Annotated in this window: 27 protein-coding genes; 9 read left to right on the top strand and 18 right to left on the bottom strand. The window is 60.6% G+C overall.

From position 1 onward, the window contains the following. Window positions 1–6: 6 nt before the first annotated feature. Window positions 7–1,131: an aminotransferase class V-fold PLP-dependent enzyme gene (locus CXQ94_RS01680; RefSeq protein WP_104086483.1), complete on the top strand. Its 1,125-nt coding sequence runs from the start codon at window positions 7–9 to the stop codon at window positions 1,129–1,131. A 2-nt stretch (window positions 1,132–1,133) separates the two neighbouring features. Here the strand turns inward: CXQ94_RS01680 and htpX are convergent, their stop codons facing one another. Together htpX and CXQ94_RS01670 are read right to left on the bottom strand one after the other, a co-directional pair. Next, window positions 1,134–2,006 carry a zinc metalloprotease HtpX gene (gene htpX / locus CXQ94_RS01675; RefSeq protein WP_104086482.1) on the bottom strand — a complete coding sequence of 291 codons (873 nt, stop codon included), beginning with the start codon at window positions 2,004–2,006 and terminating at the stop codon, window positions 1,134–1,136. A gap of 65 nt (window positions 2,007–2,071) precedes the next feature. After that, the gene (locus CXQ94_RS01670) at window positions 2,072–3,358 is read right to left on the bottom strand and encodes an MFS transporter (RefSeq protein WP_104086481.1); all 1,287 of its coding nucleotides are present in this window, start codon (window positions 3,356–3,358) and stop codon (window positions 2,072–2,074) included. Window positions 3,359–3,431: 73 nt separating this feature from the next. Between CXQ94_RS01670 and CXQ94_RS01665 the strand changes: the two genes are divergently transcribed. Next, window positions 3,432–3,818, top strand: coding sequence for an ankyrin repeat domain-containing protein (locus CXQ94_RS01665; RefSeq protein ID WP_104086480.1), 387 nt, complete (start codon window positions 3,432–3,434; stop codon window positions 3,816–3,818). 240 nt (window positions 3,819–4,058) lie between these two features. Here CXQ94_RS01665 and CXQ94_RS01660 read toward each other — a convergent pair whose 3' ends face one another. Together CXQ94_RS01660 and CXQ94_RS01655 are read right to left on the bottom strand one after the other, a co-directional pair. After that, window positions 4,059–5,525: a catalase gene (locus CXQ94_RS01660; RefSeq protein ID WP_104086479.1), complete on the bottom strand. Its 1,467-nt coding sequence runs from the start codon at window positions 5,523–5,525 to the stop codon at window positions 4,059–4,061. A 36-nt stretch (window positions 5,526–5,561) separates the two neighbouring features. Then, window positions 5,562–5,996, bottom strand: coding sequence for a Fur family transcriptional regulator (locus CXQ94_RS01655; protein ID WP_181034031.1), 435 nt, complete (start codon window positions 5,994–5,996; stop codon window positions 5,562–5,564). 149 nt (window positions 5,997–6,145) lie between these two features. On the opposite strand from CXQ94_RS01655, the gene CXQ94_RS01650 reads away from it, so the two are divergent. Then, on the top strand, window positions 6,146–6,781 hold the full coding sequence (locus tag CXQ94_RS01650; protein WP_104086478.1) for a DUF2461 domain-containing protein: 636 nt from the start codon (window positions 6,146–6,148) through the stop codon (window positions 6,779–6,781). A gap of 101 nt (window positions 6,782–6,882) precedes the next feature. Here CXQ94_RS01650 and CXQ94_RS01645 read toward each other — a convergent pair whose 3' ends face one another. Beyond that, a complete protein-coding gene (locus tag CXQ94_RS01645; protein WP_104086477.1) occupies window positions 6,883–7,692 on the bottom strand; it encodes an oxygenase MpaB family protein in 810 nt (269 codons plus the stop codon). Window positions 7,693–7,816: 124 nt separating this feature from the next. Between CXQ94_RS01645 and CXQ94_RS01640 the strand changes: the two genes are divergently transcribed. Beyond that, a complete protein-coding gene (locus CXQ94_RS01640) occupies window positions 7,817–8,983 on the top strand; it encodes an N-formylglutamate amidohydrolase (RefSeq protein ID WP_104086476.1) in 1,167 nt (388 codons plus the stop codon). A 145-nt stretch (window positions 8,984–9,128) separates the two neighbouring features. Here the strand turns inward: CXQ94_RS01640 and CXQ94_RS22390 are convergent, their stop codons facing one another. The 4 genes from CXQ94_RS22390 to CXQ94_RS01620 all read right to left on the bottom strand — a co-directional run bounded on the left by CXQ94_RS22390 (window position 9,129) and on the right by CXQ94_RS01620 (window position 15,193). After that, window positions 9,129–10,505 (bottom strand): Ig-like domain-containing protein, encoded by a 1,377-nt coding sequence (locus tag CXQ94_RS22390; protein WP_181034030.1) that lies wholly within the window; start codon window positions 10,503–10,505, stop codon window positions 9,129–9,131. Window positions 10,506–10,666: 161 nt separating this feature from the next. After that, on the bottom strand, window positions 10,667–12,007 hold the full coding sequence (locus CXQ94_RS01630) for an anaerobic C4-dicarboxylate transporter (protein WP_104086475.1): 1,341 nt from the start codon (window positions 12,005–12,007) through the stop codon (window positions 10,667–10,669). Between the two features lie 110 nt (window positions 12,008–12,117). Continuing rightward, window positions 12,118–13,626, bottom strand: coding sequence for an amino acid permease (locus CXQ94_RS01625; RefSeq protein WP_104086474.1), 1,509 nt, complete (start codon window positions 13,624–13,626; stop codon window positions 12,118–12,120). Between the two features lie 151 nt (window positions 13,627–13,777). Further along, window positions 13,778–15,193: an FAD-dependent oxidoreductase gene (locus CXQ94_RS01620; RefSeq protein WP_104086473.1), complete on the bottom strand. Its 1,416-nt coding sequence runs from the start codon at window positions 15,191–15,193 to the stop codon at window positions 13,778–13,780. A 237-nt stretch (window positions 15,194–15,430) separates the two neighbouring features. Between CXQ94_RS01620 and rarD the strand changes: the two genes are divergently transcribed. Further along, entirely contained in the window at window positions 15,431–16,405 is a 975-nt protein-coding gene (gene rarD, locus CXQ94_RS01615; protein ID WP_258066548.1) for an EamA family transporter RarD, read from the top strand. A gap of 36 nt (window positions 16,406–16,441) precedes the next feature. Beyond that, a complete protein-coding gene (locus CXQ94_RS01610; protein WP_104086471.1) occupies window positions 16,442–17,824 on the top strand; it encodes an NAD(P)/FAD-dependent oxidoreductase in 1,383 nt (460 codons plus the stop codon). 147 nt (window positions 17,825–17,971) lie between these two features. On the opposite strand, the gene CXQ94_RS01605 is transcribed toward CXQ94_RS01610, so the two are convergent. The 3 genes from CXQ94_RS01605 to CXQ94_RS01595 all read right to left on the bottom strand — a co-directional run bounded on the left by CXQ94_RS01605 (window position 17,972) and on the right by CXQ94_RS01595 (window position 20,231). Then, complete coding sequence (locus CXQ94_RS01605; protein WP_104086470.1) at window positions 17,972–18,808, bottom strand: universal stress protein; 837 nt, start codon at window positions 18,806–18,808, stop codon at window positions 17,972–17,974. Window positions 18,809–18,937: 129 nt separating this feature from the next. Then, window positions 18,938–19,939: a hypothetical protein gene (locus CXQ94_RS01600; protein ID WP_146070208.1), complete on the bottom strand. Its 1,002-nt coding sequence runs from the start codon at window positions 19,937–19,939 to the stop codon at window positions 18,938–18,940. Between the two features lie 40 nt (window positions 19,940–19,979). Next, window positions 19,980–20,231, bottom strand: coding sequence for a hypothetical protein (locus tag CXQ94_RS01595; RefSeq protein WP_104086468.1), 252 nt, complete (start codon window positions 20,229–20,231; stop codon window positions 19,980–19,982). Window positions 20,232–20,430: 199 nt separating this feature from the next. Here CXQ94_RS01595 and CXQ94_RS01590 point away from each other — a divergent pair, with 199 nt between their 5' ends. Beyond that, a complete protein-coding gene (locus CXQ94_RS01590; protein WP_104086467.1) occupies window positions 20,431–20,973 on the top strand; it encodes an NUDIX hydrolase in 543 nt (180 codons plus the stop codon). A 55-nt stretch (window positions 20,974–21,028) separates the two neighbouring features. Here the strand turns inward: CXQ94_RS01590 and CXQ94_RS01585 are convergent, their stop codons facing one another. From CXQ94_RS01585 to soxR, 4 genes are all read right to left on the bottom strand, one after another. After that, complete coding sequence (locus CXQ94_RS01585; RefSeq protein WP_258066610.1) at window positions 21,029–21,331, bottom strand: GNAT family N-acetyltransferase; 303 nt, start codon at window positions 21,329–21,331, stop codon at window positions 21,029–21,031. Between the two features lie 3 nt (window positions 21,332–21,334). Continuing rightward, window positions 21,335–21,970: a nucleotidyltransferase family protein gene (locus CXQ94_RS01580; protein ID WP_258066546.1), complete on the bottom strand. Its 636-nt coding sequence runs from the start codon at window positions 21,968–21,970 to the stop codon at window positions 21,335–21,337. A gap of 161 nt (window positions 21,971–22,131) precedes the next feature. Beyond that, window positions 22,132–22,875, bottom strand: a complete 744-nt coding sequence (locus CXQ94_RS23010) for a class I SAM-dependent methyltransferase (RefSeq protein WP_104086464.1) — start codon at window positions 22,873–22,875, stop codon at window positions 22,132–22,134. After that, window positions 22,872–23,381 (bottom strand): redox-sensitive transcriptional activator SoxR, encoded by a 510-nt coding sequence (gene soxR, locus CXQ94_RS01570; RefSeq protein ID WP_104086463.1) that lies wholly within the window; start codon window positions 23,379–23,381, stop codon window positions 22,872–22,874. Before soxR ends, CXQ94_RS23010 begins: the two co-directional genes overlap by 4 nt. A gap of 138 nt (window positions 23,382–23,519) precedes the next feature. On the opposite strand from soxR, the gene CXQ94_RS01565 reads away from it, so the two are divergent. Next, a complete protein-coding gene (locus CXQ94_RS01565; protein ID WP_146070207.1) occupies window positions 23,520–24,200 on the top strand; it encodes a VOC family protein in 681 nt (226 codons plus the stop codon). On the opposite strand, the gene CXQ94_RS01560 is transcribed toward CXQ94_RS01565, so the two are convergent. After that, window positions 24,174–24,695: a GNAT family N-acetyltransferase gene (locus CXQ94_RS01560; protein WP_258066543.1), complete on the bottom strand. Its 522-nt coding sequence runs from the start codon at window positions 24,693–24,695 to the stop codon at window positions 24,174–24,176. The two genes, CXQ94_RS01565 and CXQ94_RS01560, sit on opposite strands and share 27 nt — an antisense overlap. Window positions 24,696–24,720: 25 nt before the next feature. Continuing rightward, window positions 24,721–25,230, bottom strand: coding sequence for a hypothetical protein (locus tag CXQ94_RS01555; RefSeq protein ID WP_104086460.1), 510 nt, complete (start codon window positions 25,228–25,230; stop codon window positions 24,721–24,723). A gap of 205 nt (window positions 25,231–25,435) precedes the next feature. Between CXQ94_RS01555 and CXQ94_RS22130 the strand changes: the two genes are divergently transcribed. Beyond that, window positions 25,436–25,759, top strand: a complete 324-nt coding sequence (locus CXQ94_RS22130) for a hypothetical protein (protein WP_181034029.1) — start codon at window positions 25,436–25,438, stop codon at window positions 25,757–25,759. The last annotated feature ends 6 nt before the right edge of the window (window positions 25,760–25,765 follow it).

Here is a 25,765-nt window from a genome sequence, read left to right as displayed (position 1 = left end):
CACCTCATGCCGCAAGCCACAACACTTCCCGCAAGCTACCTGGCACAGTTCAGTGAACAGCCCGGCTACCTGAATTTCGCCAGCTACGGTCCGCCGTCTCGCGATGTGCTTGCGACATCCGCCCAGCTAATGGCCGACGCTGCCGCCGGCGCGGTGGGCACCGCCGACAAGCTGCATGCCGAGGACCTCCGCGCGAGGGCGGCCTTTGCCCGGCTGGTTGGCTTTGATCTTGATAACGTGACCCTGCTGCCAGCCACCGCCTACGGCCTCATGCAATTGGCGTTTGGGGTGGGCGGCAAGGTTCTGGTCAGCGCCGGGGAGTTTCCGGCCAACGTGTACCCGTGGTTGCGGGCGCAGCAGGCCGGGGTTGGTGAGGTTGCCTTCATGGGCGGTGCCCGCAAAATGGTCACCCCGGAACTGGTGGCCGCGTCGCTGACACAGGAGATCACCGCCGTGGCCGTGAGCGCCGTCGACTTTCAGACGGGCTACCGTGCCGACTTGGCGGGCATCAGGGACGTGATGGGGCCGCACCGTCTGCTGCTAGTTGACGGGATTCAGGGTTTCGCGGCGGTCGACCAGGACTGGAGCATGGCCGACGCCGTAGCCGTGGGAAGCCAAAAATGGGTACGTGGCGGGTGGGGCGCGGGAGCCATGGCCTTCTCTGACGCCGGCCTGGAGCGCATCAAGCCCGTCCTGGGCAGCTGGACGGGGGTGGAGAATCCCACCAGCTATGACGGCCTCCCCCACGAACCCCGTCGGGACGCGCTGAAATTTAACGTCTCAAATCTCTCCCCCTTTGCCACGGGCGCGTTTGCCAGTGCACTAGAGCTGATTGAGGAGGCCGGCATCGACGCTATTGCCGCCTCCATCGCGGCAACCACCGGGGTTCTTATCGAGAAATTGGAGGGCGCTGGGGTGGACATTCTTTCTCCCCTGGAAGCCAGCCAGCGCGCGGGGATTGTGGTGGCCGGATTCCCCACCGGAAATGCCGCCGAGGCTCACACGGCCTTGGCCCTGGCCGGAATCTCGGCAACGCTCCACGGCTCACAGCGGATCAGGCTCTCAGCTCACGCCACCACGGATAACGAAACGCTTTCTCACGCGGCACTTATCCTGGCTGGCTTCGCGTAGAGTCACTGCCCCAACGGGCGCCCTGCCATCTTCTCCAACCGGGCAATCCGCTCGTTCATGGGCGGGTGGGTAGAGAACAGTTTCTTGGCCCCACCGTTGGCGAATGGGTTGGCGATCATCATGTGGCTCGCGTTAACCAGGTTCTGTTCCTGCGGCAGTGGCGCCCGTTGGACGCCGAGTTCCAGTTTGCGCAGTGCCGAAGCCAGAGCCAGCGGGTCATCGGTGAGCTTGGCACCGTCCTCGTCGGCGTCGAACTCGCGGGTGCGGCTAATGGCCAGCTGGATCATGGAGGCTGCCATGGGGGCAAAGATGGCCATGGCAATCATCGCCAGCGGGTTGGCGTTCCTACGATCCCCACCGCCAAAGAACATCATCATCTGCGCCACGGAGGTGATGACGCCGGCCACGGCAGCAGCAACCGATGAGGTGAGGATGTCGCGGTTGTAAACATGCATCAGCTCGTGACCCAGCACGCCCCGCAGCTCGCGCTCATCGAGGATGTTCAAAATTCCCTCGGTGCAGCAAACCGCCGCATTCTTTGGATTACGGCCGGTGGCAAAGGCGTTCGGAGCCTGTGTGGGGGAAATGTAGATGGCGGGCATGGGCTGGTTGGCCTTGACCGAAAGCTCGCGCACAATCTGGTAAATGGCGGGGGCCTGCTGCTCCGTAACCGGATAGGCTTGCATGGATCTGATGGCGATCTTGTCGCTGTTCCAGTAGCCGTAGGCCGTGGTGCCAACACCAATGAGCGCGAAGATCCACAACGGTGCTGCGCTATTGGTCCCGGCGGAAATGATGGCACCAATGCCTAGCAATACGGCCCACAAAACACCAAAGAGCGCGGCTGTTTTGAGTCCGTTGAAGTGGCTTCGCATAACGGATCCTTTCACTTAATTCTTGTAGCAACTTAAACGCACCGGTCCGGACCGTTGTTCCCAGCCTACGGCTCCGGATGGCGTGCGTCATAGCGCAGGAAGCCCCGCTGCCACAGCGCCAGCCCCCACACGGCGGCAATGCAGAGCAGACCGCCAATCACCGCCGCCCATCCTTCACCGCGCCATTGGCCCATAGATCCGGAAAATACGTCCCCTAGGCGCGGACCACCGGTCACCACCACCACGAAGATCCCCTGCAACCGCCCACGGAGGTGGTCGGGGGTGGCTGACTGCAAAATGGTGGAGCGGAAAACGGAGCTGATGGTGTCGGCCACCCCGGCCACTACCAGGGCCGCAACGGCACCCACCAACCAGGGCGAGGTCACGCCGTCGTGCGTGTGTCCACCGGCCAAAACGGTCCCGCCCAGTCCAACAATGGCAGCACCCCACAGCGTGATGGACCACACCACTGCCAGGCCTTGGCGTCGCACACCACCCAAGGGGCCGGAGAACAGGGCGGCCAGGAAGGATCCGGCCGCAATGGAGGCCAGCAAGATGCCAGCCGTCTGCTCACCGCCGCCCAGCCACACGGCACCAATCGCCGGGAGCAGCGCACGGGGAAGGGCGAACACCATGGCGCACATGTCCACCAGGAACGTCATGCGCAGGTTCTTTCGGGAGCCCAGGAACGCGAATCCCTCGAGCACCGATTTCAGGCCCGCCCGCTGCACCTCTCCGCCACCTTCCCGGGCCAGAGGCGGGAGTGGCGGGAGCTTGAACAGCGCCCACAACGACGCCGTGAACGTCAGCACATCCACTGTGTACGTCCACCCGTAGCCAACGTTGGCCACCAAGATCCCGGCCATCAAGGGCCCAATGGTGGTGCCCAAACCCATGACAATCATGCTCAACGCGTTCGCCGACGGCAGCAGGGCAGGGCGCACCAGCCGCGGCACAATGGCACTGCGCGCCGAGCCATTCACCCCTGCCGCCGCGGATTGCACAGCGATCAGGCCGTACAGAATCCAAATATTTCCCAGGCCAAGCCACGCCTGTAACGCAATGCAAATGGTCACCAACCAAAGCACCGTGGAGGAGTACAGGGCCACCTTCCGGCGGTCGTGGGCGTCTGCGATGGAACCGCCATACAGTCCCGCAAACACCAGCGGAATCAGGGCCACCAAGCCCAGCATGCCCACTGACAGCGTGGACCCGGTGAGGTCGTAAATCTCCAGGCTCACGGCCACCACCGTCAGCTGGGTGCCAATGGAGGAGAGCCCGTTGCCAATCCAGAGCCGCCTAAACGCCGGACTTTCACGGAGCGGGGTTATGTCGGCGAGGATTCTTGGCACTGCCCTAGCCTAGTCCAGGCGCGGTTTTGCCAGCGCCCGCTCTTTCACAGGGCACATCGCCTACTGTGGAGGAATGACTTCAAACGCATCCTTGAACGACGACCAGAGCGCCCAGGTCACCGCCCTTGCCATGGATCTGGCCCGCGACGGCAAGGCGGAAGAGTTGGCAGAATTCCTTAACCACGGGCTGGCAGTGGACGTCCAGGACGCCGACGGCAACACGCTGTTGATGCTGGCTGCGTACCGGGGACAGGCCGGGACGGTGTCCATGCTGCTGGGCCGCGGAGCCAACCCAGACACCTGCAATTCCCGGGGTCAGTCCCCCATCGCAGGGGCTCTATTCAAGGGCGAGGACGCCGTGGTGGCCCTTTTGGTGGCCGCTGGCGCGGACCTTGACGCAGGGACACCCTCCGCCCGGGCCACGGCGGCCATGTTTGGCCGCGAGCACCTCCTCGGCTGACGCCGTATCACTTTTGGCGCGCTTCTGAGCGACGCCGTATCACTTTTGGCGCGCTTCTGAGCGACGCCGTATCACTTTTGGCGCGCTTTCCGCCAACGCCGTATCAAAAAACGACGGCGGCACTCACCGTCCGCTGAAAAGCGAAAGGTGAGCGCCGCCGTCGTTCCTGGCTGGGCCCACGCGCCCGAGGGACCCAAGACGGAGGCGCGCCAGCGGCTCCGTCTTGGGAGGGCGTGCGAACTAGGCCTTGGACGCCTGGTGGGCTTCGATGGCCGCACGGACACCCGCACCGTAAGCCGGATCTGCCTGGGTGCAGTTGTAGATGTGACGCTCGATCGTGGCCTGTGAGGCACCGTCGATGGCGCGAGCGGTGTTCTCGAAGAGCACCTGGCGCTGGGCGTCGTTCATCTTCTCGCGGAACAAGATGCCGGGCTGCTCAAAGTAGTTGGCATCGTCTTCGCGGAAGTTGAAGCGGTCGGCTGTGGCACCAATGGCCTGTGCCGGATCGGCGTAGGCGGGCTGCTCGGGCCAGCGACCGTAGGAGTTCGGCTCGATGCCGGGCGTGCGGCCCTGGTTGCCATCAACGCGGCCCTGACCATCGCGGTGGTAGGTGTTGACGGCGTTCTTGGGTGCGTTGACCGGGATCTGGTGGTGGTTCACACCGACACGGTAGCGCTGGGCGTCGCCGTAGGAGAACAGACGGCCCTGGAGCATGCGGTCCGGGGAGAAGCTGATGCCCGGAACAACGTTGGCCGGTGCGAAAGCAGCCTGCTCAACATCAGCGTGGTAGTTCTCGGCGTTGCGGTTCAGTTCCCACTCGCCAACCTCGATCAGCGGGTAGTCCTTCTTGGACCAGACCTTGGTGAGGTCGAACGGGTGGTACTTGTAAGTCTCGGCGTCCGCTTCGGGCATGATCTGGACCATGAGCTTCCACTTCGGGAAGTCACCGTTCTCGATCGAGTCGAACAGATCGCGCTGGCTGGACTCACGGTCTGCAGCAACGAGTGCGCCGGCCTCGGCGTCGGTCAGGTTCTTGATGCCCTGCTGGGTGCGGTGGTGGAACTTGACCCAGAAGCGCTCGCCCGCGGCATTGATCAGGGAGAAGGTGTGTGAGCCGAAGCCGTGCATGTGGCGGTAGCTGGCCGGGATGCCGCGATCTGACATGACGATCGTGACCTGGTGGAGGGACTCGGGCAGGTTGGTCCAGAAGTCCCAGTTGTTCTCGGCGCTGCGCATGTTGGTGCGCGGGTCACGCTTGACGGCGCGGTTCAGGTCCGGGAACTTCAACGGGTCACGGAAGAAGAACACGGGGGTGTTGTTGCCAACCAGATCCCAGTTGCCCTCTTCGGTGTAGAACTTCAGGGCGAAGCCGCGGATGTCACGCTCGGCGTCGGCAGCGCCGCGCTCACCGGCAACTGTGGAGAAGCGGGCAAACATTTCGGTCTTCTTGCCAACCTCGGAGAAGATGTCAGCCTTGGTGTACTTGGAGATGTCGTTGGTGACCGTGAAGGTACCGAACGCACCGGAGCCCTTGGCGTGCATGCGACGCTCGGGGATGACCTCGCGGCTGAAGTGGGCCAGCTTCTCAAGGAACCAAACGTCCTGCAGCAGCATCGGCCCGCGCGGACCTGCCGTGAGGCTGTCCTGGTTGTTGGCAACGGGCGCGCCTGCGGCCGTGGTCAGTGGGGAGGTGTTTTCGACAGTCATCTTTACTTATCGCTCCTAGTGAGGGTTGGATCTTGTTCAGTGGCGAAGATTGCTGGTGGTGCAGTTCGGGCATATGCCCCAGTAGATGACCTCGGCCTCATCGATGATGAAGCCATGGTCATTGGAGGCATGCAAACAGGGCGCTTCGCCCACAGCGCAGTCGACGTCGGCGATCTCACCACAGCTGCGGCAGATCACATGGTGATGGTTGTCGCCCACACGTGCCTCGAAGCGTGCCGGCGAACCTGAGGGCTCGATCCGGCGCACTAGTCGGGCTTCGCTGAGCGCCGCCAAGACGTCATAGACCGCTTGTTTCGAGACGCTGCCAAGTTCTTCTCTTACCGCACCAATAATGGTGTCGGCATCGGCATGTGGGTGTGCTCGGACCGCTTCCAGGACAGCAACCCGCGGGGCCGTCACGCGCAGCGCGGCTGCTCGCAACATCTCCTCGGGATTCTGCAATTCGTCCATAACCCCACTCTCGCACGTTTTCTGGACTGAGTCCAGTAAAGTAGTTTGCTTGGGCGAGTCCCCTGCACAGGGGTGGCTACCGGCACCCCTGGCCACATCCTTGGCGGCACACCTAGTGCCGGCCCCCGGGAATCCGTAGGCTCCTTGCTATGGACACAACGGTCGGCATTCCAACAGCAGCCTGCGAGTTTTATGCCGAACTCGAACAAAACAACAATCGTGAGTGGTGGCTGGCTCACAAGGAGCAGTATCTTCTGCTTGTGAAGGGTCCGCTGGAGAATCTTCTGGGGGAACTTGAACCGATTTTCGGGCCTGCAAAGCTCTTCAGGCCGAACCGTGACGTCCGGTTTTCCCCCGACAAATCGCCCTATAAGACCGCCCAGGGCGCCTTTGTCTCCAACTATGAGGGCGTAGGCTTCTACCTCCAGATCAGCGCAGACGGTCTACTCATCGGCGGCGGCTACCATTCTCATTCCCCTGCTCAACTGGCCAGATTCAGATCTGCTGTGGATGCTCCTGTCAGTGGGGGCTCGCTTGAAAGAATAGTTCGCGATCTGTCCGCCGCGGGGTTCCTCATAGAGGGCGAAAGACTAAAAACCGTTCCACGCGGATTCCCCAAAGACCACACCCGTGCCGAACTCCTCAAACATAAGACGCTTAGCGCTGCAGTGCTGCCAGGGAGTCCGGATTGGCTTGAAACTTCAAGGGCCGCCAGCGAGGTTGCTGCCCGATGGGAGCAGTTGCGTCCGTTGGTTGACTGGGTGATCCGGTACGCGGCACCGTGAACCCGGGCCGTGAAGGCCTTTTGTGGAGGCCGCCGAGTCCCGCGTCGCGAGCAGCGCAGTCGCAGGCGATTGGCCGACGTCCCGGCTAGTTGCTCAACATGTCAGCGTAAGCGTTTGAGATAAAAGTGCATCGGGGCGTGACGGATAAAAACGGGCGCGATCCGAACCAGGACCGCGGCGAGCTTGAAAGTTGCGGTGAGCTTTTTCTCCTGTTGGGCGGACCATTTGAAGCCGTACATCTCACGGACCTCCGCAGGAAGGAGCCCCACCGTCAGGAACCGGGCCAGCGGCATGACGGCCTTCACCCATAAGGGTGCATGCTTGGCTGCCAGCAATTCACGTGCCACTGCCTTGATGGTGTCATCGACCCGCAATTGGCCCAGCTGGGAATCCCAATACTCGTCAAAATCGGCGCGGGTGGCCGGCCAGAGCCCGGCAGGCATGCCCAGTGCAGTACCAAGTACGCTGTAGTCGCGGTAAACGGTGTCGGCCACTTCCGTCTCCAGTTCCGGGAACAACGCGCAGTAGCTTTGCATCCCGGAATCGTAGAGCGTGGCCGCTACCCACAGCTGAAGCCTGGGATCACTGGCCGAGTAGTCAGGATGGGCCTCGGACTGTTGTCCTTTGACGGGCCGGTGCGCGCGCTGAACCCGGATCCTAACCAGCTTCTGCTGCTCTGGGGTCCCATTGGTCAGCGCATAAATGTAGCTGAGCGTCCCATGGAGCCGCTTGAGTGGTTCCTGCGCAAAGTTGGAGTGCTGTGCAACACCGTAACCCACTCCGGGATTGGCCAGCTGCAAGAGGATTGCCCGGCCAGCACCGGCCAGCATGACCGCCTCCGGGGCAATGTCGCTGATGCCTTTAATGGGTGTGCGCCGGGACACAGGCCCACCGCCCAACGATTCGCTCATAAGTTCCTGCCACGGTGCTAGCTTGGCACAGTCATCTGGGAACGAACCAAACGCTTCTCAGCATCCCCTCGCGCAGGTAGGCTCAAGACACTTTGCTGAGCATCTTAGAGAGGTCCGGTCACCCATGCCCCTTTCCCAAATATCCAACGGCCCTGGCTCCCCCGTGCTGATTCCCGCTGGCACTTCATTTAGTGCCGACGACATCACCTACTATCAGGGCAAAGACGCAGGACGAACGCTTGCCGAGGCCATCAACGAAGCAGATCTGGTGGTTTCCTGCCCGCACTCCGGCGATGCCATTCCCGAAGAACTCGCCGAATTCTTGGCACCGGAGTTTACGCACAGGCTGCAATTCGACTACAGCGACAGAACCACTGGCCCCATCTGCCAAGCGTGGGCCGAAGTGGACAGCCGGATTCTCTATGTACAAAATCCCCACCCTCGGCTCCTGCGGGACCCTAACCGTGCCAAACCAGAGGACCTGGGTGCACAACTGCGAGAGGCCTTTGCCCGGGTCCGTGCAGCGGGCACCTGGAACCGGGTGGATTTGAGCGGCGTTGACACCATTCGTCCAGTTACCTTTTCTTTTTATCCTTTGCTCAAGGTTCCCGAAACGGACGCCGAGCTGAATCGAATGGTGGCAGCCTTTGCCGACGTTGCCAGTCGCGGTTTGGAAGTCTATGAAAAGACCAGAGATGAACTGCGGGACGCGTTGCTGGAGTCGGCCACGGCACGAATCACGGCGACGGGGCAGCCCGGGCACGTCGTTTCCTTGTCATTCCACGACACCATGAACCACACCACCACCAGGGATGGTGCCGTCAATGTGGAACGTGCCGAGCCGGATAGGCTCCCAGCCGTGGTCGCATTGTCGAACCGAGGAGACGGGAACGGTGAGCGTCGCGGCGACGAAGTAGTCACAATGGACCCGGAAATGCTCCGAATCCTTGCCGATTGCCACCGGGTCGGCTTCAACACGGAGGACCCTGCTGCAGTGGCACTTAACAAGCCCTATCTGGGTAGCCAGGAGATTATCGCGGCAGGGGCGCAATTCCGTTCCCTGACCGATTCCACCTTCCGAAGGGCCGTCGACACCAGCCAGCTGGCAGTGGGCGCTGTGCAGGCGGAGTTCCTGCGCGAATTCTTGCTGGGCGAGGCGGCGACTGCCGCACTTCAGCAACCTGGCACGGGATGGCCGGAGGAAGACTCGGCATGGACAGCGCATCTGGCGCATGCCTGCAAAAACAGCTGGGACGAGTTCCGCGCCTATCTGGCCAATCCGCCCCAGTAAAGCGAGGCCCTTGCCGGTTACTGCTCTGCCCATGCTTCAGTGAGCGCATGGCGGGAACATCAAAGGGGCAGGTGGCTCGCCTTGACGAGCCACCTGCCCCTTTGATGTTCCTGGTCGCATGACGAGCGTGCGGCGCTGTTAGAGACTAGTGTTGGCGGGCACGCCCACGGGCGACGCCAATTACGACAGCTCCAAGGATCAGCAAGATCCCTGCTCCGAAAATCAAGGAGCTATTGCTAGAGCCTGTGTAGGCCAGCCCGCCGGCGGCAGCGACTGAGGCTGCAGGCGTTGTCGCCGGCGTCGTAGCAGGCGTCGTCGCCGGAGTTGTTGCAGGCGTCGTCGCCGGAGTTGTTGCAGGCGTCGTCGCCGGCGTCGTAGCAGGCGTTGTCGCCGGCGTCGTAGCAGGCGTTGTCGCCGGCGTCGTAGCAGGCGTTGTCGCCGGCGTCGTAGCAGGCGTCGTCGCCGGAGTTGTTGCAGGCGTCGTCGCCGGCGTCGTAGCAGGCGTTGTCGCCGGGGTTGTCGCCGGGGGTGTGGGCGCCGTCGTAGCCGTGCCGTTGCCGGTTCCACCGGCTGTGGTGTAATCCTGCTGTGCGCCGACGGGGAATCCGTGACCGTTCATGGTCACGACCCCGTTATTGCTGTAGCTACCCAGATTTGTGTTGCTTGGAGTAGCTTGCACGAACAACTGGACGTACATGCCCTTGGGGAGTTCCTGCGCCCCCTCCCAAATGACGGTAAGTCCGGTGGGGGAGCAAGCGACGCTGGTTGCGGGGTACTTGTCTGTCGGGTCAGTGATGGTCCCGTTGGCACCGATCGTGGTCCCCACCACAACGTACTCGCTAGCACAGTCCAGAGCCAGGCCGTTGGCTGGCGTATCCGTGATGGTGAGGCTGTTGAGGTCTTCTGTGGTCATGGGGGTGATGATCTGAGACTGGAGCTTGGTCTGTGTGCCGTCCACCCACCACATGTATTTGACCGCTTCCGTGGGCGGAACACCCGTGCAGTTTTGAGTGCACGGACCGTTGTCAATAATTGGAACCCTTACTTCCGTGGACCCGACGGGAAAGACCAATGTCTCTTCGCCGGGAGCCGTCTGGGCTGCCACATACTGAGTGGAAAATGCGCAGGTGCCTGAAATATCAAGCGGGTGAGTGGTGACGAAGTCCGTCAGGGTGAACACGACAAGTCCGGCATCGTTGACTTGGGCCGTGGCCACCACATCACCATTTGTGTTGGTGAGATCAAAGCTCTTGGCACCCCACCACGCCAGCTGCGCGGGCAGCTGCATGGTGAAGGTGTCGCCAGCTTTGGAGTTGTTCGGAACCGCCCAAGAACACGTGAAATTAACCAAGTTCCATTGGCTGACGGTCCTTGCCGTGGTGTTGATGGATGTAATCGCTGACGGAATCACGTCCGCTGAAGCACTGCCTGCGCCTGCCAGAAAACCGGCGAACAGCAAGGGCACCCCCATTATCAACAGTAGGAATGCTGCCAACCTGCGGTGCCTGCTCTGCGTGATCATGCGCCTAACTCCTTAGTTTGTGAACCGAGTTCTGGTTTCACCCGGTCCTCATGCCACGTTCCGGCATGAAAAGGTGTCACCTACTAAGGAAGAGTGGTTTATTGCTCGATCATGACGCGCAGAGCAGAAACTAGTTTTCGCGGCTCGGCCGCATCCCGGGTTTAGCTGAGAATGGCACCCAGGATGGCTCCTGGGATAAGGGTGCACACGGCCAAGACTAGGGTCGGAACAAAGAAGGAATGATCGTAGAGCTTGGTGCCCAATTTGGTTGAGCCGCTGGCGTCAAAGTTCGCGGCTGCGATCTGCGAACCGTTGGTGGGCAGTAGGTAGATTCCGGCGAAGGCGCCGGCCCACATTCCTGTTAGCAGCGCCGGCGCCATCCCGGCAGCCAAGCCAATGGGTACCACCGTACGGGTGGCCGTGGACTGGCTGGTGGTCAGAACGCAGACAAGGAAAACGCCCAAGGCGAAGATCCAGGGCGCCTGTTGGACCAAAGCTCCAACGCCGGTTGCAATTTGCTCGGTGTGGGCGCTCAAGAAGGTGTCGGTCAACCAGGCTAGGCCAAACAGTGCAATGGCGGAAACCATGCCTGCCTTGAACACGGTGGTACTGGGAACTTCGGAGATCTTTGGCTTGCAGACCAGCAGGATCAGCGTTCCTACGAGCAGCATGATGACCTCAATCATCGGCGTCATGGCCATCGGGTTCCCTGACGCATCAAGGGGCCGAATACCCTTCCACAAGCCGAAAATCACGATTGCGGCCACGCCCACGAAGAAGATGAGTGCAGCGTTGCGGCCTTCCTTGGTCACCGTCACCTGGACTTCGGCGGCCGTTCCGGTGGTGTCGGGAGCGGCAATGACGCCCGCGGCGATTTTGGCCTGAATTTCGGGATCGTTCTCGATCTCCTTGCCCAGCTTGTTAACCACAAATGCGGCTGCAATGATGCCGATCAGGGCTGCAGGGAAGGTGACTTTGATGATGTCGATGAGTTCAAAGTTGTAGGGTCCGACGGCGGTCAGGGTCACCATGGCTGCCATGGCCGCGGACACCGGGCTGCACGCCAGCGCCACACCCGTTGCCACCACGGAAAGGGACAACGGGCGCGAGGGGCGTACGCCGTTGCGGTAGGACAGATCGGAAATAACCGGCAGCAACGGGTACAAGATGTTACTGGTTCCGGCACCCACGGCAAAGAGGAAGGAGACAAGGGGTGCTACGAAGGTAATGCGTTTGGGATTGGCTGCAATGAGCTTGGCGGCAATGGAGACCATCCAGTCGATGCCGCCGGCCACCTGCATGGTGGCGCTGGCAACAATGACGGCCATGACAATCAACAAAGCATCAACGGGCGGGGAACCCACCGGAAGTCCCATGACGAACACCAGGACGGCAACACCGGCGCCACCCCACAGGCCCAAGCCGACCCCGCTGGATCGTGTGCCCATGATGATGGCCGCCAGAACCACCAGTAACTCAATAATGAAGCGTACGGTATCCATCAATGCCCCCACCCAAAGTGATGATTTCAGGCCAGATTACAGCAGGGGGCGCCTCAATTGGAGAATATTTCGCGGAAATAAAAATGATTCAATTCCGCCAAACCGCTCGCCTAGCTTAGGTTTCGGGGGATGCTCGTGGCAATGCCCGCGGCTTCTTCACGACGCAGCCGCGAATTCCAATGCCCGTAAGAGAAGTAAAACACCAGCCCTACCGCCAGCCAGATGGCAAAGAACACCCAAGTCAGGGTGGCCAGGTTGAACATGAGGTAGATGCACAGGAGAGCCGAAAGGGAGGGGATGACCGGGCCAAACGGGACCCGGAAGGCAGGCTTGAGGTCGGGACGTTTGTGCCGCAAGACCATAATGCCGATGCTGACCATGACAAAGGCACTGAGCGTGCCGATGTTGATCATTTCGCTGAGCAGTTCCACGGGGGTGAACCCTGCCAAGATGGCCACCAGGGCGCCACACATGATCTGGGTCCGGGCAGGCGTGGCGTGTTTGTCTGAGGTCCGGCTCAGACCGCGGGGCAGCAGTCCGTCACGGCTCATCGCCATGGTGACCCGGGCAAGGCCCATGAGCAACACCATGATCACGGTGGTCAGGCCAATGAGTGAGCCGATGGAAATGATCACCACGGCCCAGTCGGCACCGACCAGGGCAAACGCCGTCGACAGTGAAGGATCAGGCTGGGCGGCTAAATCCTTGTAGGAGACCATGCCGGTGACGGCCAAGGTAACCAAGATGTACAGCACGGTGACCACTGCCAGTCCGGCGAAGATGCCGCGGGGCAGTGTCTTTGAGGGGTTCTTGACCTCTTCTGCACTGGTGGCAACGACGTCGAAGCCAATGAAGGCAAAGAACACCAGGGCGGCACCGGAGATGATGCCGGCAAAGCCGTACATGGCCGGTTCACCGCCGGTCAGCAGGGAAATGAAGGGCTGGTGTTGCCAGGCAACGTCGGTCACTTCTGACGGCCGGGACGCCGGAATGAAGGGTGAGTAGTTTTCGGCTTTGACGTAGAAGAAGCCCACCACGATCACAAAAAGGACGATGCCGATTTTGATCATCGTAAACACATTGTTAATCCGCGCCGAAAGCTTGGTTCCGATGACCAGGACCACGGTGAATGCGGCAACAACAATGAGCGGGCCCCAATAGACGTGGACTCCGCCGACGGCGAAGTTCGACGGCACATGGATATTGACTGCGCTCAAGAAGTTACTCAAGTACACGCCCCAATATTTGGCGATCACCGAGGCTGCCATGAGCAATTCCAGAATCAGGTTCCAGCCAATGATCCAGGCCAGCAACTCCCCCACCGTGGCGTACGTGAAGACGTAGGCGCTTCCAGTGACAGGGATTGCGGTAGCAAATTCTGCGTAACACATGATCGCCAGGGCGCAGGTGACCGCTGCCAGGATGAAGGAAATGGTGACGGCCGGCCCTGCGTAGTCAGCGGCCGCCTTGGCGCCCACAGAAAAAATGCCGGCACCGACGGCCACGGCGATCCCCATGATCATCAAGTCCCACGTACTCAAGGTGCGTTTGAGTGAGTGCCCTGGCTCATCTGCATCTGCCAAGGATCGTTCAATGGATTTGGTTCGGAACAAGTTCATGGAAACCGCTTAATCTTCAGGTGCGAACAACTGAACCACAGTAGCGAAGCACTATCAGAATAGTCGCATTGTTCCGATTTCATCTCACAATGTGGGAATCAATTCTTTAATAAACGGCTAAAGAGTCGTCATATAAGGAAGCCCCCGCGCCTCACATGTTGGATATTTTGACCATCTGGTCACGGTCAACCACCTTGACGCGTTCACGGATCACCTCGACACCGGTCTCGGGTACATAGCTGGCACCCAGCGCTTTCTCATGGGCGTCGAGCTTGTTCCAGCCTTCCCACGTGGTGTACTCGACCCCGCGGGCCTCGAGTACATCCACAATTTCGCGCTCATCCGGGCGTTCCGCGGTGGGTAGGCCCGCCCGATCTTCCAAGAGGCAGCCAATGGTTTCCAACGCGTCACCTTTGGTGTGCCCGATCAGCCCAATCGGTCCGCGCTTGATCCAACCCGTTGCGTACAGTCCCGGGATTGGATTCCCGTCGGCGTCCACGACACGGCCGGCAACGTTGGGAATCACGCCGCGCTTGTCATCGAAATCGACCTCGGGCAGCTCTGAGCCAAAGTAGCCGACCGCGCGGTAGACGGCCTGGACCGGATACTCGAGGAACTCGCCGGTGCCGCGCACATTGCCTGTGCCGTCAAGTTCATTGCGTTCAAATTTGATGGCAGCAACTTTGCCATCCACACCCCGAATTTCCACCGGGGTATGTAAAAAGTGCAGGTGAAGCCGGTGGGTGGCCGGTGTGCGGGCGTCGTCGTGGTCTTCCGCCAGCCAATTGGTCAAGGTGTTAACCATGGTCTTAATTTGGTTGTTGGATTTGATGGCAGCATCGGAGGCCTCGTCAAAGTCGAAGTCTTCCTCGTAGAGCACTATGTCCACGTCGCGGGAGTGGCTGAGTTCGCGCAGCTCAAGGGGCGTGAACTTCACCTGGGCGGGCCCGCGGCGGCCGAAGATGTGCACGTCGGTGGCCGGTGACTCCTTCAGCCCCGCGTACACGTTCTGGGGGATCTCGGTGACAAGCAGGTCTTCGGCATGTTTTGACAGCATCCGGGCAATGTCCAGTGCCACGTTTCCGTTGCCAATGACAGCAATCTCCTTGGCCCGCAACGGCCACTCGCGCGACACGTCCGGGTGGCCGTCGTACCAGGAGACAAAGTCTGCCCCACCGTAGGAGCCATCGAGTTCGACGCCGGGAATGTTCAGCTCCGCGTCCTTGAGGGCTCCTGTGGCGAAAATGACGGCGTCGTAGTGGGTGCGCAGGTCCGCCAGGGACAGATCGCGGCCGTAGTTCACATTGCCAAAGAAACGGATGTCGCCGCGATCCAAAACTTTGTGGAGGGCGTTCATGATGCCCTTGATGCGGGGGTGGTCGGGGGCCACTCCGTAGCGGATCAGGCCGTACGGTGCCGGTTGGGCCTCGAAAATGTCAATACTGACGGCCACCTCACCGCCTGCAACCTCTTGGGACTTGGTCAAGATATCCGCGGCATAGACCCCCGCCGGACCGGACCCGATGATGGCGACACGGAACGGGCGAGCGGTGCTGGAGTGAGACAAGAAGGAGTCCTTCCGAACTGTGAATCGCGGGACCAAATCGGCGGCTCGGGAGGTGCACCTGCAGATCCGTCGCCGCTTTCCTTAGTGTAATTCCCCAAGCGCGACGCCGGTAAGTAGCTTTTGCGGAAAGTCGCCAACCGCTCCCACTGCCCTGTTGCGCAGCCAGCGGCGCGAACTCAATCCAGTCCCCGCCAAGTGGTTATGGAATTTCGGCAACAATCCTGCTGTTATGAGACTGTGGCAGTTAGCGAATCCCCCTTAGAAAGTGTTCAGAAGTCTCACGGCAAGGCGTCAAAGCCCGCACGTTCTGAGGCTGCGACCGGCGTGCTCTACGGGGTTGGCGCCTACGGGCTCTGGGGTCTGCTTCCGCTGTACTTCATCTTGCTTGTCCCGGCCAACAGCATCGAAATTGTTGCCAACCGCGTGGTCTGGTCCGTTCTTTTTTGCGCCTTGATCATCACCGTGACCCGTGGGTGGGGCAAATTCGGCGCCGCTGTGAGGAACCCGCGCATCTTAGGCACGCTCACCGTGGCCGCGTTCCTCATTGTCATCAACTGGCTCACCTACGTCTATGCCGTGACCACTGGCAACGCCATTGAGGCATCGCTGGGCTACTTCATCAATCCGCTCGTCTCAGTGCTTATTGGTGTCATCGTCCTGAAGGAAAAACTTCGCCCCCTGCAGTGGGTGGCAATCGGCGTGGGGTTCGTGGCCGTCGTCGTCCTTACCGCCAGTTACGGCAAACTGCCCTGGATCGCGCTTGTGCTGGCCTTTAGCTTTGGCACGTATGGCTTCGTGAAGAACAGGGTTGGTGGCAAGGTGGAAGCCATCACCAGCCTGAGCGTGGAAACAACGGTGCTGGCACCCTTCGCCATCGTGGCCATGCTGGTTTTGGCAGGGATGGGGCAGGCAACGCTGACAGGACTCGGGGCTGGCCATTTCTGGCTGCTCGCCGCCTCCGGCATCGTCACGGCCGTCCCTCTACTTTTCTTTGGCGCCTCGGCCAGCAGACTGTCCATGACCAGCATTGGCCTGCTTCAGTTCATGACACCGGTGGTCCAGTTCCTCATTGCCATCACGCTCATGGGCGAGCATATGGGACTGGACCGGTGGATTGGGTTCTCGATCGTTTGGGTCGCCCTGATCATTCTCACGGCGGACATGATGCGCAACTACCGGCACACAGCCCGGCTGCGCAGGGCCGCCGCCTAACTCCCCCGCCCGCTGTTTTCCACGAAAGGCACGCACATGGATATCGAGGATTTTGACCTTCTGGTGATCGGTGGCGGGAAGGCAGGCAAATCGCTGGCCATGGACTGGGCCGGCGCGGGACAGCGGGTGGCCATGGTGGAGCGTGGCATGATCGGCGGCACCTGCATCAACGTCGCCTGCATCCCCACCAAAACCCTGGTCAACAGTGCCCGCCTGCTGGCACTAACCCGCCGTGCCACAGAATTTGGCATCACCGGCGCCGAAACACCAGCCATCGACCTGACGTTGCTGCGGGAACGCAAGGAAAGCGTGGTGTCAACCATGGTTGCCGGGCAGCGGAAATCGTTCCTGGATTCGGGCATGGATTTGGTGATCGGCCAGGCCCGCTTCATCGCCCCTCGAACCGTCCAGGTCACCGGCGACGACGGCACCCTGCGAACGTTGCGAGGAACCAAAGTGGTCATCAACACCGGCATGGTGCCATTTGTCCCCGACATTCCAGGGATGCGGGCGGTCACGCCTTTGACGAGCACCACCATTTTGGAGTTGGAATCCCTTCCCGCCAGCATCGTCATCGTGGGCGGCGGATACATTGGCTGCGAGTTCGCCTCCATGCTCTCCATCATGGGCGTAGCCGTGACGCTTTTGCAGCGTGGGCCTTCCCTGCTGCCGCGCGAAGACGCCGATGTGGCGGCCGCGGTGGCCACCGCCATGAAGAACGACGGCGTCACCATCCGTTTGGGCGTAGAGGCGACTTCTGTCTCCCGTGCGTCAGGCTCCGTGAGCGTGCAACTGTCCGATGGCTCCGAGGTATCCGCTGGAGATATTCTGGTTGCGGTGGGCCGCGTCCCCGTCACCGACGGGTTGGGCTTGGACGCTGCTGGAGTGGAGCTCAATGATCGCGCCTTGGTTAAGGTCGATGAGTTCCTGCAGACCACGGCAGACGGTGTCTGGGCTGCCGGCGACGTAGCGGGGAGCCCGCAGTTCACCCACGCTTCGTGGAACGACTTCCGGATTCTCAAAAGCAACCTGGCCGGAGGTTCGTGGAGCACCCGCGGACGGCTGATCCCCTACTGCGTGTTTACCACCCCGGAACTGGGACGCGTGGGAATGAGCGAAAGCGAAGCCAGGGCCGCCGGGCGCGAGATCCGGATAGCCTCCATGCCTGTCGCCGCCATCCCCCGGGCACGGACGGTTGGCGAGCTCGCCGGCCATTGGAAGGCAGTGGTGGAACGCGGCACCGACCTTATCCTGGGTGTTTCCCTGCTGGGCCACGAATCCAGCGAGGTGATCGCCGTGGTGCAGATGGCCATGCTGGGCGGCCTCACATACCAGCAACTGCGAGACGCCGTCATTGCTCACCCCACCATGTCCGAGGGCCTGCAACTGCTCTTCAGCGACGCGTTCCTGGAACAGTAGCTAGCACCCGTGCCCCAGGTCCTCGGCGAAGCGGGGAAGGGGCTGGCGGCGTGGTGGGCGTCGCAGCGTCCGCTCCGACGAAGTCGTGTGCGGCGCGCGCGGGCACCAGCCCCTCCCCCGTGAAGCCGGTGGACCTCACCGCTGGCGCTAGATCCCCTGTTCCTGGAAGTCGCGTGGAACTACCACCATGGGCACCGGCAGTGATCGCAGGATCTTGTTGGCCGTTGAGCCGAGGAAGATCTTGCTGTTCTCGGCGAGCCTGCTGGAGCCGACAATCACGATTTCCCCGGACTTCCAGCCGATTCCGTCGATGGCTTCCTCAATGTTTTTTCCATGGGCCAAGGTGACCGTGACTTTGTCTTTGGGTAGTTTTGCGGCCGCCTGGGCCAGGACCGTCTTCACATGTTGGCGGGCGGGGCTCAGCGCGTTGTCCAGGTCAAAATCGCTTTGCTCAAGTTGGTCAATTTCCACCACTGAAACCAGGCGCAGCGGCACGCTCCGGCGCGCGGCGGCGCTTGTTCCGACGTCGAGCACTGCCTGCCAGCCCTCACGCATGCCCGTCATTACGGTCAGCCGGGAGAGCGGATCCTTGCGGTTGTAGCCGCGCGGGGCGAGTGCCACTGGGACGGGTGAGGCGTGCAGCAGGCCGTTGGCCACGGACCCTACTGTAAAGCGTTTGAAGAGTCCGTTGCTGGCAGCGCCCACCACGATCAGCGCGGCGTTGTCCTCTTTTGCAGCCTCGATGAGCCCGTGGACGAACGACTCGTGGTTTCGGGTGGTGAATGTTGCCTTGACTTCAGCGGGCACCAGGCTCAGGGCCCGGTGTGAGAGATCGTCCACCGCGGACCCGCTGTCCTTGGATGCGCCGCCGTGGACAACATTGACCAGGTGCAGCTCGGCGCCCTGCGTTTTTGCAATGACGGCGGCCAGGGCGATGGCGTCGGCGCCACGCTCATCCGGCCGGTAACCAACCACATATTTCATGTAATCAACCCTTCGATAGGCCCTGACGTGACCGAACAACAACCGGCTCGCGTCAAGGCGTTCGTAGCACTGACTGTACAGCCGCCGAACCCTTGCGTGAATAGGGTCATGTTCGTGTGGTCTGCAACCCTAGAGCTCGACGGCGGCCGAGGCTTGGCTGGCAGCGGAGTTGCGGACGGCGAGGTGGATGGCGGCCCAGGCCAGGGTCCCCAGGGAAACGACTAGGAGCGGAGGGGACAGGTACTGCATCAGCTCCGGCCATGACGGGAACACCGTCACAACGGAGTCCCCCTCTCCGGACCGCATGTTCTGTGGCTGTTGAAAGAGGGTCGGCGCCACCAAGGCCATGACGCCCGCCACGGCGGCGACTAGTCCAAAGCAGATTCCCCGTCCGATGGACGGCTTGCCGCTGGCCTGCACCGTGCCGGAATCTTCCGCGCCCGCAGGATTTATTGGCCACCGCCGCGGCACCACTATGAGGACGGCCAGCATTACCAGTGCCACGGTCAAAAGGGCCGGACCGCACGGCATCACTACAAAGGGCCAAGGGGTGCGCCGCGGCGTACCATCGTAGGCTGCGCCAGAAAACTGTGCCTGCTCGGGAAACAAATAGAACGCATACAAGGCGATCCAACCAGCCACGCCTAGGCACAGGGCGAGAACGACGAACGCGTTTCTGGCCGCAGTTTCGGTTGCTGGCCGGTTCCGGGATGCCAAAAAGAGCACAACCGCCAGCAGCCCGAATCCAACGGTCAGCAGGGCTGGCGCCGCGCGGTTCACACTTTGGCCCCACGGTTCAGGTTCGACTCCCAGGCTATCTGCCGGGCCAACGACCATGGAGGCAGCCAACCAATACTGCGCCGTGATCACGAAAACGCCCGCGCTCAGCATGGCAGCAGCGGCCGCCAACGGGGCAATCCAACCCCGCCAAAGTCCAGGGGTCTCGACCGACGGGGCCAATGGTTGGGCCGTCGTCGTGGGCGAAGATGAAGTTTCTACATCCACCGGGTGGGCTGGCCCAACGGACGACGTTCTCGGTTCAGACTTAGATGCGGTCGTGGTGACTCGGGGTAGCTCGTTTCCTCCCGGCTGAAAAATGGCCGGGTATCGCTGATCGAACTTCTCTTCCATGCCAGGGCCTTCCCGCAGACGAGGTCACTGGTGCGTCCAGTCACCAGTCGAGGGGACTCCGACGGTTGGGCGGGGTGTCCCGACGCCTCGAAAGCGCAGGGTTTCCCTTGACCGCTACGGACCACGCGCCGAGCGCAAACGCGCAGGCAATCACAGCGTCAAAGAGGACTTGCGTCGCCCCGGCACCAGTGAACGCGTGGAACAGCCCCATGACTACAAAAGTAGCCGCCGCGACGGCCACGCAAAGGGAGAGAATGAGCGCCCACCGGGGCGTGTTCCGAAGTTCTTTCATCGTCGCCAACTCCTCGAGAAAAGCAAGAATGGGGCATTGGTCAACACCCTACACTCCTCGGTCCGCGTCTACCTAGGGTTCATCAAATTCGCATACGAAAGTACTCGTGAATCATCGAAGTTGGTCCGAAGCGTAGATTAGTTCGTGTGGGTCATTGGCGCTCTTCAGCCAGCACATCGACAAATCATGGGGGACCTCTATGGTCATCAAATGGACGATTGAAACGAGCCGTTTTGTGCTCGAGGATCCCTGGATCCGGGTGCGAGCTGACCTCTGCACCGGCGCTAATGGTCGGGTGATCGACCCCTACTACGTCATTTGCTCAAACGATTGGGTATCAATCCTCCCCCTGACACCTGAGGGGAAAGTGCTAGTAACTGAGGAATATCACCACGGTGGCGGTGTGGTCGCTCCGGGCCTTCCGGGTGGCGGAATCGAATCCGGCGAGGATCCCTCGACTGCGGCTGAGCGAGAACTTCTTGAGGAAACGGGGTATCGCCCCTCGGAGCTGTTGACCCTCGGAAGTGCCTATGCGAATTGGGGAAACCAGAACAACCTGGTCCATTACTTTGTGGCCCTCGGATGCGAACGTATCGGGGAACAATCACTCGATGCGAACGAAGAGATCGACGTTCGCCTCGAACGCGTTGAAGACATCCTCCAGCCAGGCTTCTTCAAGCAAAGCTTCCATCTCGCCAATATCCTTCTCGCACTCCCGCATTTACAAAGACGCGACGGATGACTGCCGGCTCCCGACGCAGAATCGACCGTGGCCAGTGAGACGAAAGGACCCCCTACTAGGCCGTAGTGGTTGCTTCGGAGGCTCGGTTAAGTATCAGGGCCATGAGTACCTCGTCCCGGTCACCCTCCGGCAATCTGAGTGCGGCAGGCCAGCGGCCGATTTCCTTCCAGCCACATGACTGGTAGAAGTCTTCAAGGCCCATGCCTGAACGCAGATCCAGGTGTAGCTGTTCAAGAGCGAATTCCTCGGTGGCGGCTCGTGCCACTTCGGTCATGAGCGCACGTCCGATGCCGTGTTTTCTGAATCCAAGGGCGGTTCGGACTTGCTCATTCGAAACGGGTGGGAAGGGAAAGGGAATCGGTCATCGTTGCTGTTCCCCAGCCAACGCGGAAGTCATAGCGGGTTTACCCACAATGGCTTCCGTGGGCCATGGCAGCACCTTCAGAGATGGCCATTCCGCGCTCCATCTCTTTGTCTTTGCCTCGTACACATCGCGCGGAGCAAGCACTGGATTCGGCACCACGTTCCGCGCGAACAAGCCGTCGTAGCCGTGTGGGGCATAGATTGCCAGGCGGCCCGTTTCGTCCGAGGTGACGGCGAAGCAGCAAGTCTTTGCAGCGAAATGATCGATCGCATCAGTGGTGCTGGTGAAGGGGGTGGCCGGGACACCAAAGTGATCCTCGTACCAAAGGTGAACTCGGGCTTCGTTTCGAACTTCGACGTCGACGCCCAGGTCTTTGAACAACTCACGTGCCCGGAGAATGACGGCGTTCTCCGCTTCATAGGACGTATCTGCGTCGAAGTAGAATAGGTCGTAGTCACGGATGCCGGCGCGGGGGTCTTTGCCCTCCATCACGTTCCACACGGTTTGGAACAGCGCACCCGCCGTTAGCCACCAATCCGAGACGCCAAGTGCCGGTGCCAACTTAAGGATTTGCCGGTTGATCGGGTTCTTTTCAATATGAGCTAGAAAGAGCTGCTCGTCTTTGGTAGTCACCGCTTCATCCTGCCCCAACTTTGGGAGTATGTTGTTGAATGCGACGGGCGATTCGCTTCGCGGAGATACCCCGTTGGCAGAGTGGCGGTCCGGGGCGCCCGCGCTCTGGAGCTGGGATCTTGTGCCGTCCCGGGACAGTACTCCACCTACCCCACGACTCCTTAGCTTGGCCGTTGCAGGCGAAAAGCAGCCGTGATGTGGGGGAACCCAACAAGGCCCGTGACGGGTGACTCCGTTTGTTCGCCCAGGCGACGGATTTTCGCCAAGACGTCGAGTTGGTCGGGTCTCTGTGCAACGAAAGCCCATGAGCTGGCCAGTTGAACGAGCTGGTCAACCTGCAATTCGTAATTGAAGGGGAAGTCCTTGCGTTCAAAGGTGCCCCGTCCGGCGAACTCTCCGGGTACGCTTCGAGTTTGATCGGCGGGGATTCCGTCTGGCTCGACGATTGCGGCGAGCGCCTTCACCCACTCGCTGGTGCGGTCCCAGGTGTGCCAGGCCAGACCCATCATGCCGTTAGGTGTGAGTACACGATCGCATTCAGCCGTAGCCCGTACGGCGTCTACCCAGTGCCAGGCTTGGAGACAGGTAATGGCCTCGACACTCTGATTTCCCAAAGGGATGCATTCCGCCGAGCCCCTCGCAGTCTCGATACGAGCAGCGGCTCCGGGTGGCAGCCCCTCATTGGCCATTCGGAGCACTGACAGCATATCTTCGGCCGTATCGACTGCTGTGACGGAGTGTCCGAGAGCTGCAATGGTCCGGGTTCCTAGGCCTGTTCCAGCGCCCAGATCCAGGACTGCCAGCAGGTGGTCGGGCAGTGGTGACCCCAGCAACCACGAAATCACCTCCGCCGACCACACAGGGCGAACATCATCATGCAGAACAGCGCTATGGATCCGATTCATGCCTTCCAGCCTAACGACGGCGTTCGGCCCTCAGTCTCATCTCCGTCGTCGTCCAAGCTCTTTCGGATCCAGCGCGAACCTGGACCCTCAGCGGCCGCCTCGTCTTGAGGATTGAAGAGATGACACTTCTTGAGGGAGAGGCAACCGCAGCCGATGCAATCGTCGAGTGATCCTTGAAGCTTTTCCAGCTGACGGATTCTTCGTGCCACCAGCAGTGCCCAGTGCGTGCTGAGCTGATGCCAATCGTCCTGCGTTGGGGCCTTGTCTGCGGGGAGTTCGGCCAGTGCCTCCGCAATTTCAGCCAGGGTGAGGCCTACTCGTTGTCCTGCGGCAATTACGGCCAATCGCCGCAAGGTGTAGCGGCGAAAGACACGCTTGTTGCCGGACGTTCGTTCAGAGGTGATGAGGTTTCGCGATTCGTAGTACCTCACAGCGGGTACCGACAAACCTGCCCTGCTCGCAATTTCACCAATGGGCAGCAGGCTCTTGGATGTGCCGGTGGTCATGAGCTGATATTTTCATACCCCCACGCTTGACCTCAAGCTAGCTTTAGCTAGTTCTATGGTGCCTACGCCCGCGAACACAAGGGCGGATGCTCAAGTCGAACAGTGAGCATCCCGTAGGACCCGCTTCTAAGAGAAGGCATGCGAAGTATGAAAATCCTCAACGTATCCATCACCGTCTGTGACGTTGCGAAAGCAGCGCAGTTCTACCGCGATATTCTGCTGTTACCGGTTGACGTGACTCCCACTGGAGCAGAGGTCGTCATTGGCTCAAGCCGACTGACGCTGACCGCCGGAGATAGTTTTGAGGGCGTCCATCACCTCGCCTTCGGAATCCTTCCCTCTGAATTTGAATTGGCCCACGAATGGCTAGCCCGACGTGTTTCCCTGCTCCAGGCAGGCAGCTCGGACGTCTTCTTCGGTGGCGATGATTGGAAATCTCGTTCGTTGTATTTTTTGGGCCCCGAGGGCATCATTTTGGAGTTTATCGCCCGCGACGCTGATGCGTCCACAGCTTCCAGCAACGGTGAAACCCCGCAAATGCTTTCTATCAGCGAAGTTGGTATTGGCGTAGACGTCGTACCGGACACCGTAGCGACGCTGTCCGAAGAGTTGGCCATCCCTACCTTCTACGATTACTCCAACACCTTCGCCGCAATGGGGAGCCACGACGGTCTCCTGATCGTCGTGGATCAGGAACGGCTCTGGTTTCCCAACAAGATATCTCAGCCGGCTCGCGGACCTCTCACCGTTCAGATCGAATCACCAACCCGAAAATCAAGGCTAGTTCTCGGCTCAAGAATCTCGATTGTCAGCGGCTAGCAGGGCCTTCCGCATTGCGTAGTTGCTTAGCTGCACGCCGACCATCACCGGGTGTTGTTCCGCTTCGACGACGAATCCGTAGCGCTCGAAGAAGGGTCGGGCCGTGATGCTGACATCGGCGGTCAGCTCTGTCACGCGCTCTGCGCGCGCGTGCGCCTCCACATGGCCAAGCAGCTGTCTTGCCACCCCGAGTCGTAGGTAGATCGGGGCCACGAACATCATGTCTATATACCCTTGCGGGTCTACGTCGGTGAAGCCTGCGAGTGCCCCATTCACGGTCGCAACGTAACTGTTCCGCGCTTCCATCGCGGCGTGCCAGCTGGATAGTTCCCGTGTTTCTGGCCGTGCCCACGCCTGAATCTGCTCCGGCGAATAATCGGCGGCAGCGGTTTGGGTCACTGCGCCAAGGAAGATCGCCATGGTGTCTGCAGCATCTCCGAGACGGTACGGACGAATGGCAACTGCTGGCGCATGGGTGTTTGTACTCAAGTCCACAGAACTAGCATCCCACTTCGACCAACTACATGGAGCGTGACTCGTCCGCCACACGAACCAATCCTGTCGCCGCCAAACGCCCCAAAGCAGCGGCAACAAAAGCAGTTGAAGAAATACCGACAACGACGAAGGTACGTTCCGGGTCGAGAGGCATCAGCATAAGAAGGATCAGGAATGTGATGAGTCCACTGACTGTAGCGATTACGAGAACATGGATACACTGTTGGCGGACACGGACTAGGAGCAAGCCCGCTACGAGAATGGCAATAGCTGAAGGTATGCCGACTTCAAGGGCAAGGGCGATTGGGACCCCTACGACCGCCAGTCCGCCGTCAAAATCGCTTCCAATACCGGGATCGCTGAACAGAAAGAGCACGGCCGGAATGGGGAAGACAATAACCCAGACCAGAGCGCCAATGAAGAACGCTGCGAGCCCAAAGGTGACCTTATGCCGCGGGTTTTGTGGTCGGGATCGTCTAAGTTTGCGTTCCTGTGCGGCGAGTTGCGCCAGCGTTGGCCCGCTCTCCCCTGTCATAGCAATATCCTAGGACTCTTTCCTATCCGAGGTCCCAGGACCCACACCCCGTGGCCGATAAGCGAAAAATGGGTCTCCGCGTTCAAGCCAAACGAATTGTCCCCAAGCTCATTCGGACGAGTGCGGTGTGACGGCCAGGAGTTCGAGGGATTCCCGATAGGTTTATTCAATGGGAAAGCGCCGTAGACACCTAATCCTCATAGCCGTGTCCTTGCTGACTTTTGCATGGGTGGTCAGTGCTGGATTGACCTTCATCGACGAGGGGAGAACGCCACCTGAATCAGCGTTCCCGACCGTCCCCGGCCCAGCCTTAGTGAAGAGCGTCTCCAAGCAATGCGCCTCAGGTGGATGCTGGCGCGAAATGGCCATCGAAACCGGTTCGACTGCTGAGACCAAAGAGCTCATCAACGAGATGGATCTGTCCCAGGAGCGCTGTGGCGCCAGGAACCTGCTGACATTGATCCGAATTTGCACTGGTTCCGGCTTCGAAGGCAAAGAGTTGGGCATATACCTGCGCTACGACTACTAGGCCGGA

The sequence above is a fragment of the Arthrobacter sp. GMC3 genome (assembly GCF_002929305.1).
In the GTDB taxonomy this organism is placed as follows: Bacteria; Actinomycetota; Actinomycetes; order Actinomycetales; family Micrococcaceae; genus Specibacter.
Note: the sequence above shows the minus strand (reverse complement) of the source record. Positions and strands in the feature narration are given on the sequence as shown.

Bases quoted from the DNA above. Each gene is read 5' to 3' on its own strand.
- CXQ94_RS01680 (WP_104086483.1), top strand. From the start codon at position 7: ATGCCGCAAGCCACAACACTTCCCGCAAGCTACCTGGCACAGTTCAGT.
- htpX (WP_104086482.1), bottom strand. From the start codon at position 2,006: ATGCGAAGCCACTTCAACGGACTCAAAACAGCCGCGCTCTTTGGTGTT.
- CXQ94_RS01665 (WP_104086480.1), top strand. From the start codon at position 3,432: ATGACTTCAAACGCATCCTTGAACGACGACCAGAGCGCCCAGGTCACC.
- CXQ94_RS01660 (WP_104086479.1), bottom strand. From the start codon at position 5,525: ATGACTGTCGAAAACACCTCCCCACTGACCACGGCCGCAGGCGCGCCC.
- CXQ94_RS01655 (WP_181034031.1), bottom strand. From the start codon at position 5,996: ATGGACGAATTGCAGAATCCCGAGGAGATGTTGCGAGCAGCCGCGCTG.
- CXQ94_RS01650 (WP_104086478.1), top strand. From the start codon at position 6,146: ATGGACACAACGGTCGGCATTCCAACAGCAGCCTGCGAGTTTTATGCC.
- CXQ94_RS01645 (WP_104086477.1), bottom strand. From the start codon at position 7,692: ATGAGCGAATCGTTGGGCGGTGGGCCTGTGTCCCGGCGCACACCCATT.
- CXQ94_RS01640 (WP_104086476.1), top strand. From the start codon at position 7,817: ATGCCCCTTTCCCAAATATCCAACGGCCCTGGCTCCCCCGTGCTGATT.
- CXQ94_RS22390 (WP_181034030.1), bottom strand. From the start codon at position 10,505: ATGATCACGCAGAGCAGGCACCGCAGGTTGGCAGCATTCCTACTGTTG.
- CXQ94_RS01630 (WP_104086475.1), bottom strand. From the start codon at position 12,007: ATGGATACCGTACGCTTCATTATTGAGTTACTGGTGGTTCTGGCGGCC.
- CXQ94_RS01625 (WP_104086474.1), bottom strand. From the start codon at position 13,626: ATGAACTTGTTCCGAACCAAATCCATTGAACGATCCTTGGCAGATGCA.
- CXQ94_RS01610 (WP_104086471.1), top strand. From the start codon at position 16,442: ATGGATATCGAGGATTTTGACCTTCTGGTGATCGGTGGCGGGAAGGCA.
- CXQ94_RS01605 (WP_104086470.1), bottom strand. From the start codon at position 18,808: ATGAAATATGTGGTTGGTTACCGGCCGGATGAGCGTGGCGCCGACGCC.
- CXQ94_RS01600 (WP_146070208.1), bottom strand. From the start codon at position 19,939: ATGGAAGAGAAGTTCGATCAGCGATACCCGGCCATTTTTCAGCCGGGA.
- CXQ94_RS01595 (WP_104086468.1), bottom strand. From the start codon at position 20,231: ATGAAAGAACTTCGGAACACGCCCCGGTGGGCGCTCATTCTCTCCCTT.
- CXQ94_RS01590 (WP_104086467.1), top strand. From the start codon at position 20,431: ATGGTCATCAAATGGACGATTGAAACGAGCCGTTTTGTGCTCGAGGAT.
- CXQ94_RS23010 (WP_104086464.1), bottom strand. From the start codon at position 22,875: ATGAATCGGATCCATAGCGCTGTTCTGCATGATGATGTTCGCCCTGTG.
- soxR (WP_104086463.1), bottom strand. From the start codon at position 23,381: ATGACCACCGGCACATCCAAGAGCCTGCTGCCCATTGGTGAAATTGCG.
- CXQ94_RS01565 (WP_146070207.1), top strand. From the start codon at position 23,520: ATGCGAAGTATGAAAATCCTCAACGTATCCATCACCGTCTGTGACGTT.
- CXQ94_RS01555 (WP_104086460.1), bottom strand. From the start codon at position 25,230: ATGACAGGGGAGAGCGGGCCAACGCTGGCGCAACTCGCCGCACAGGAA.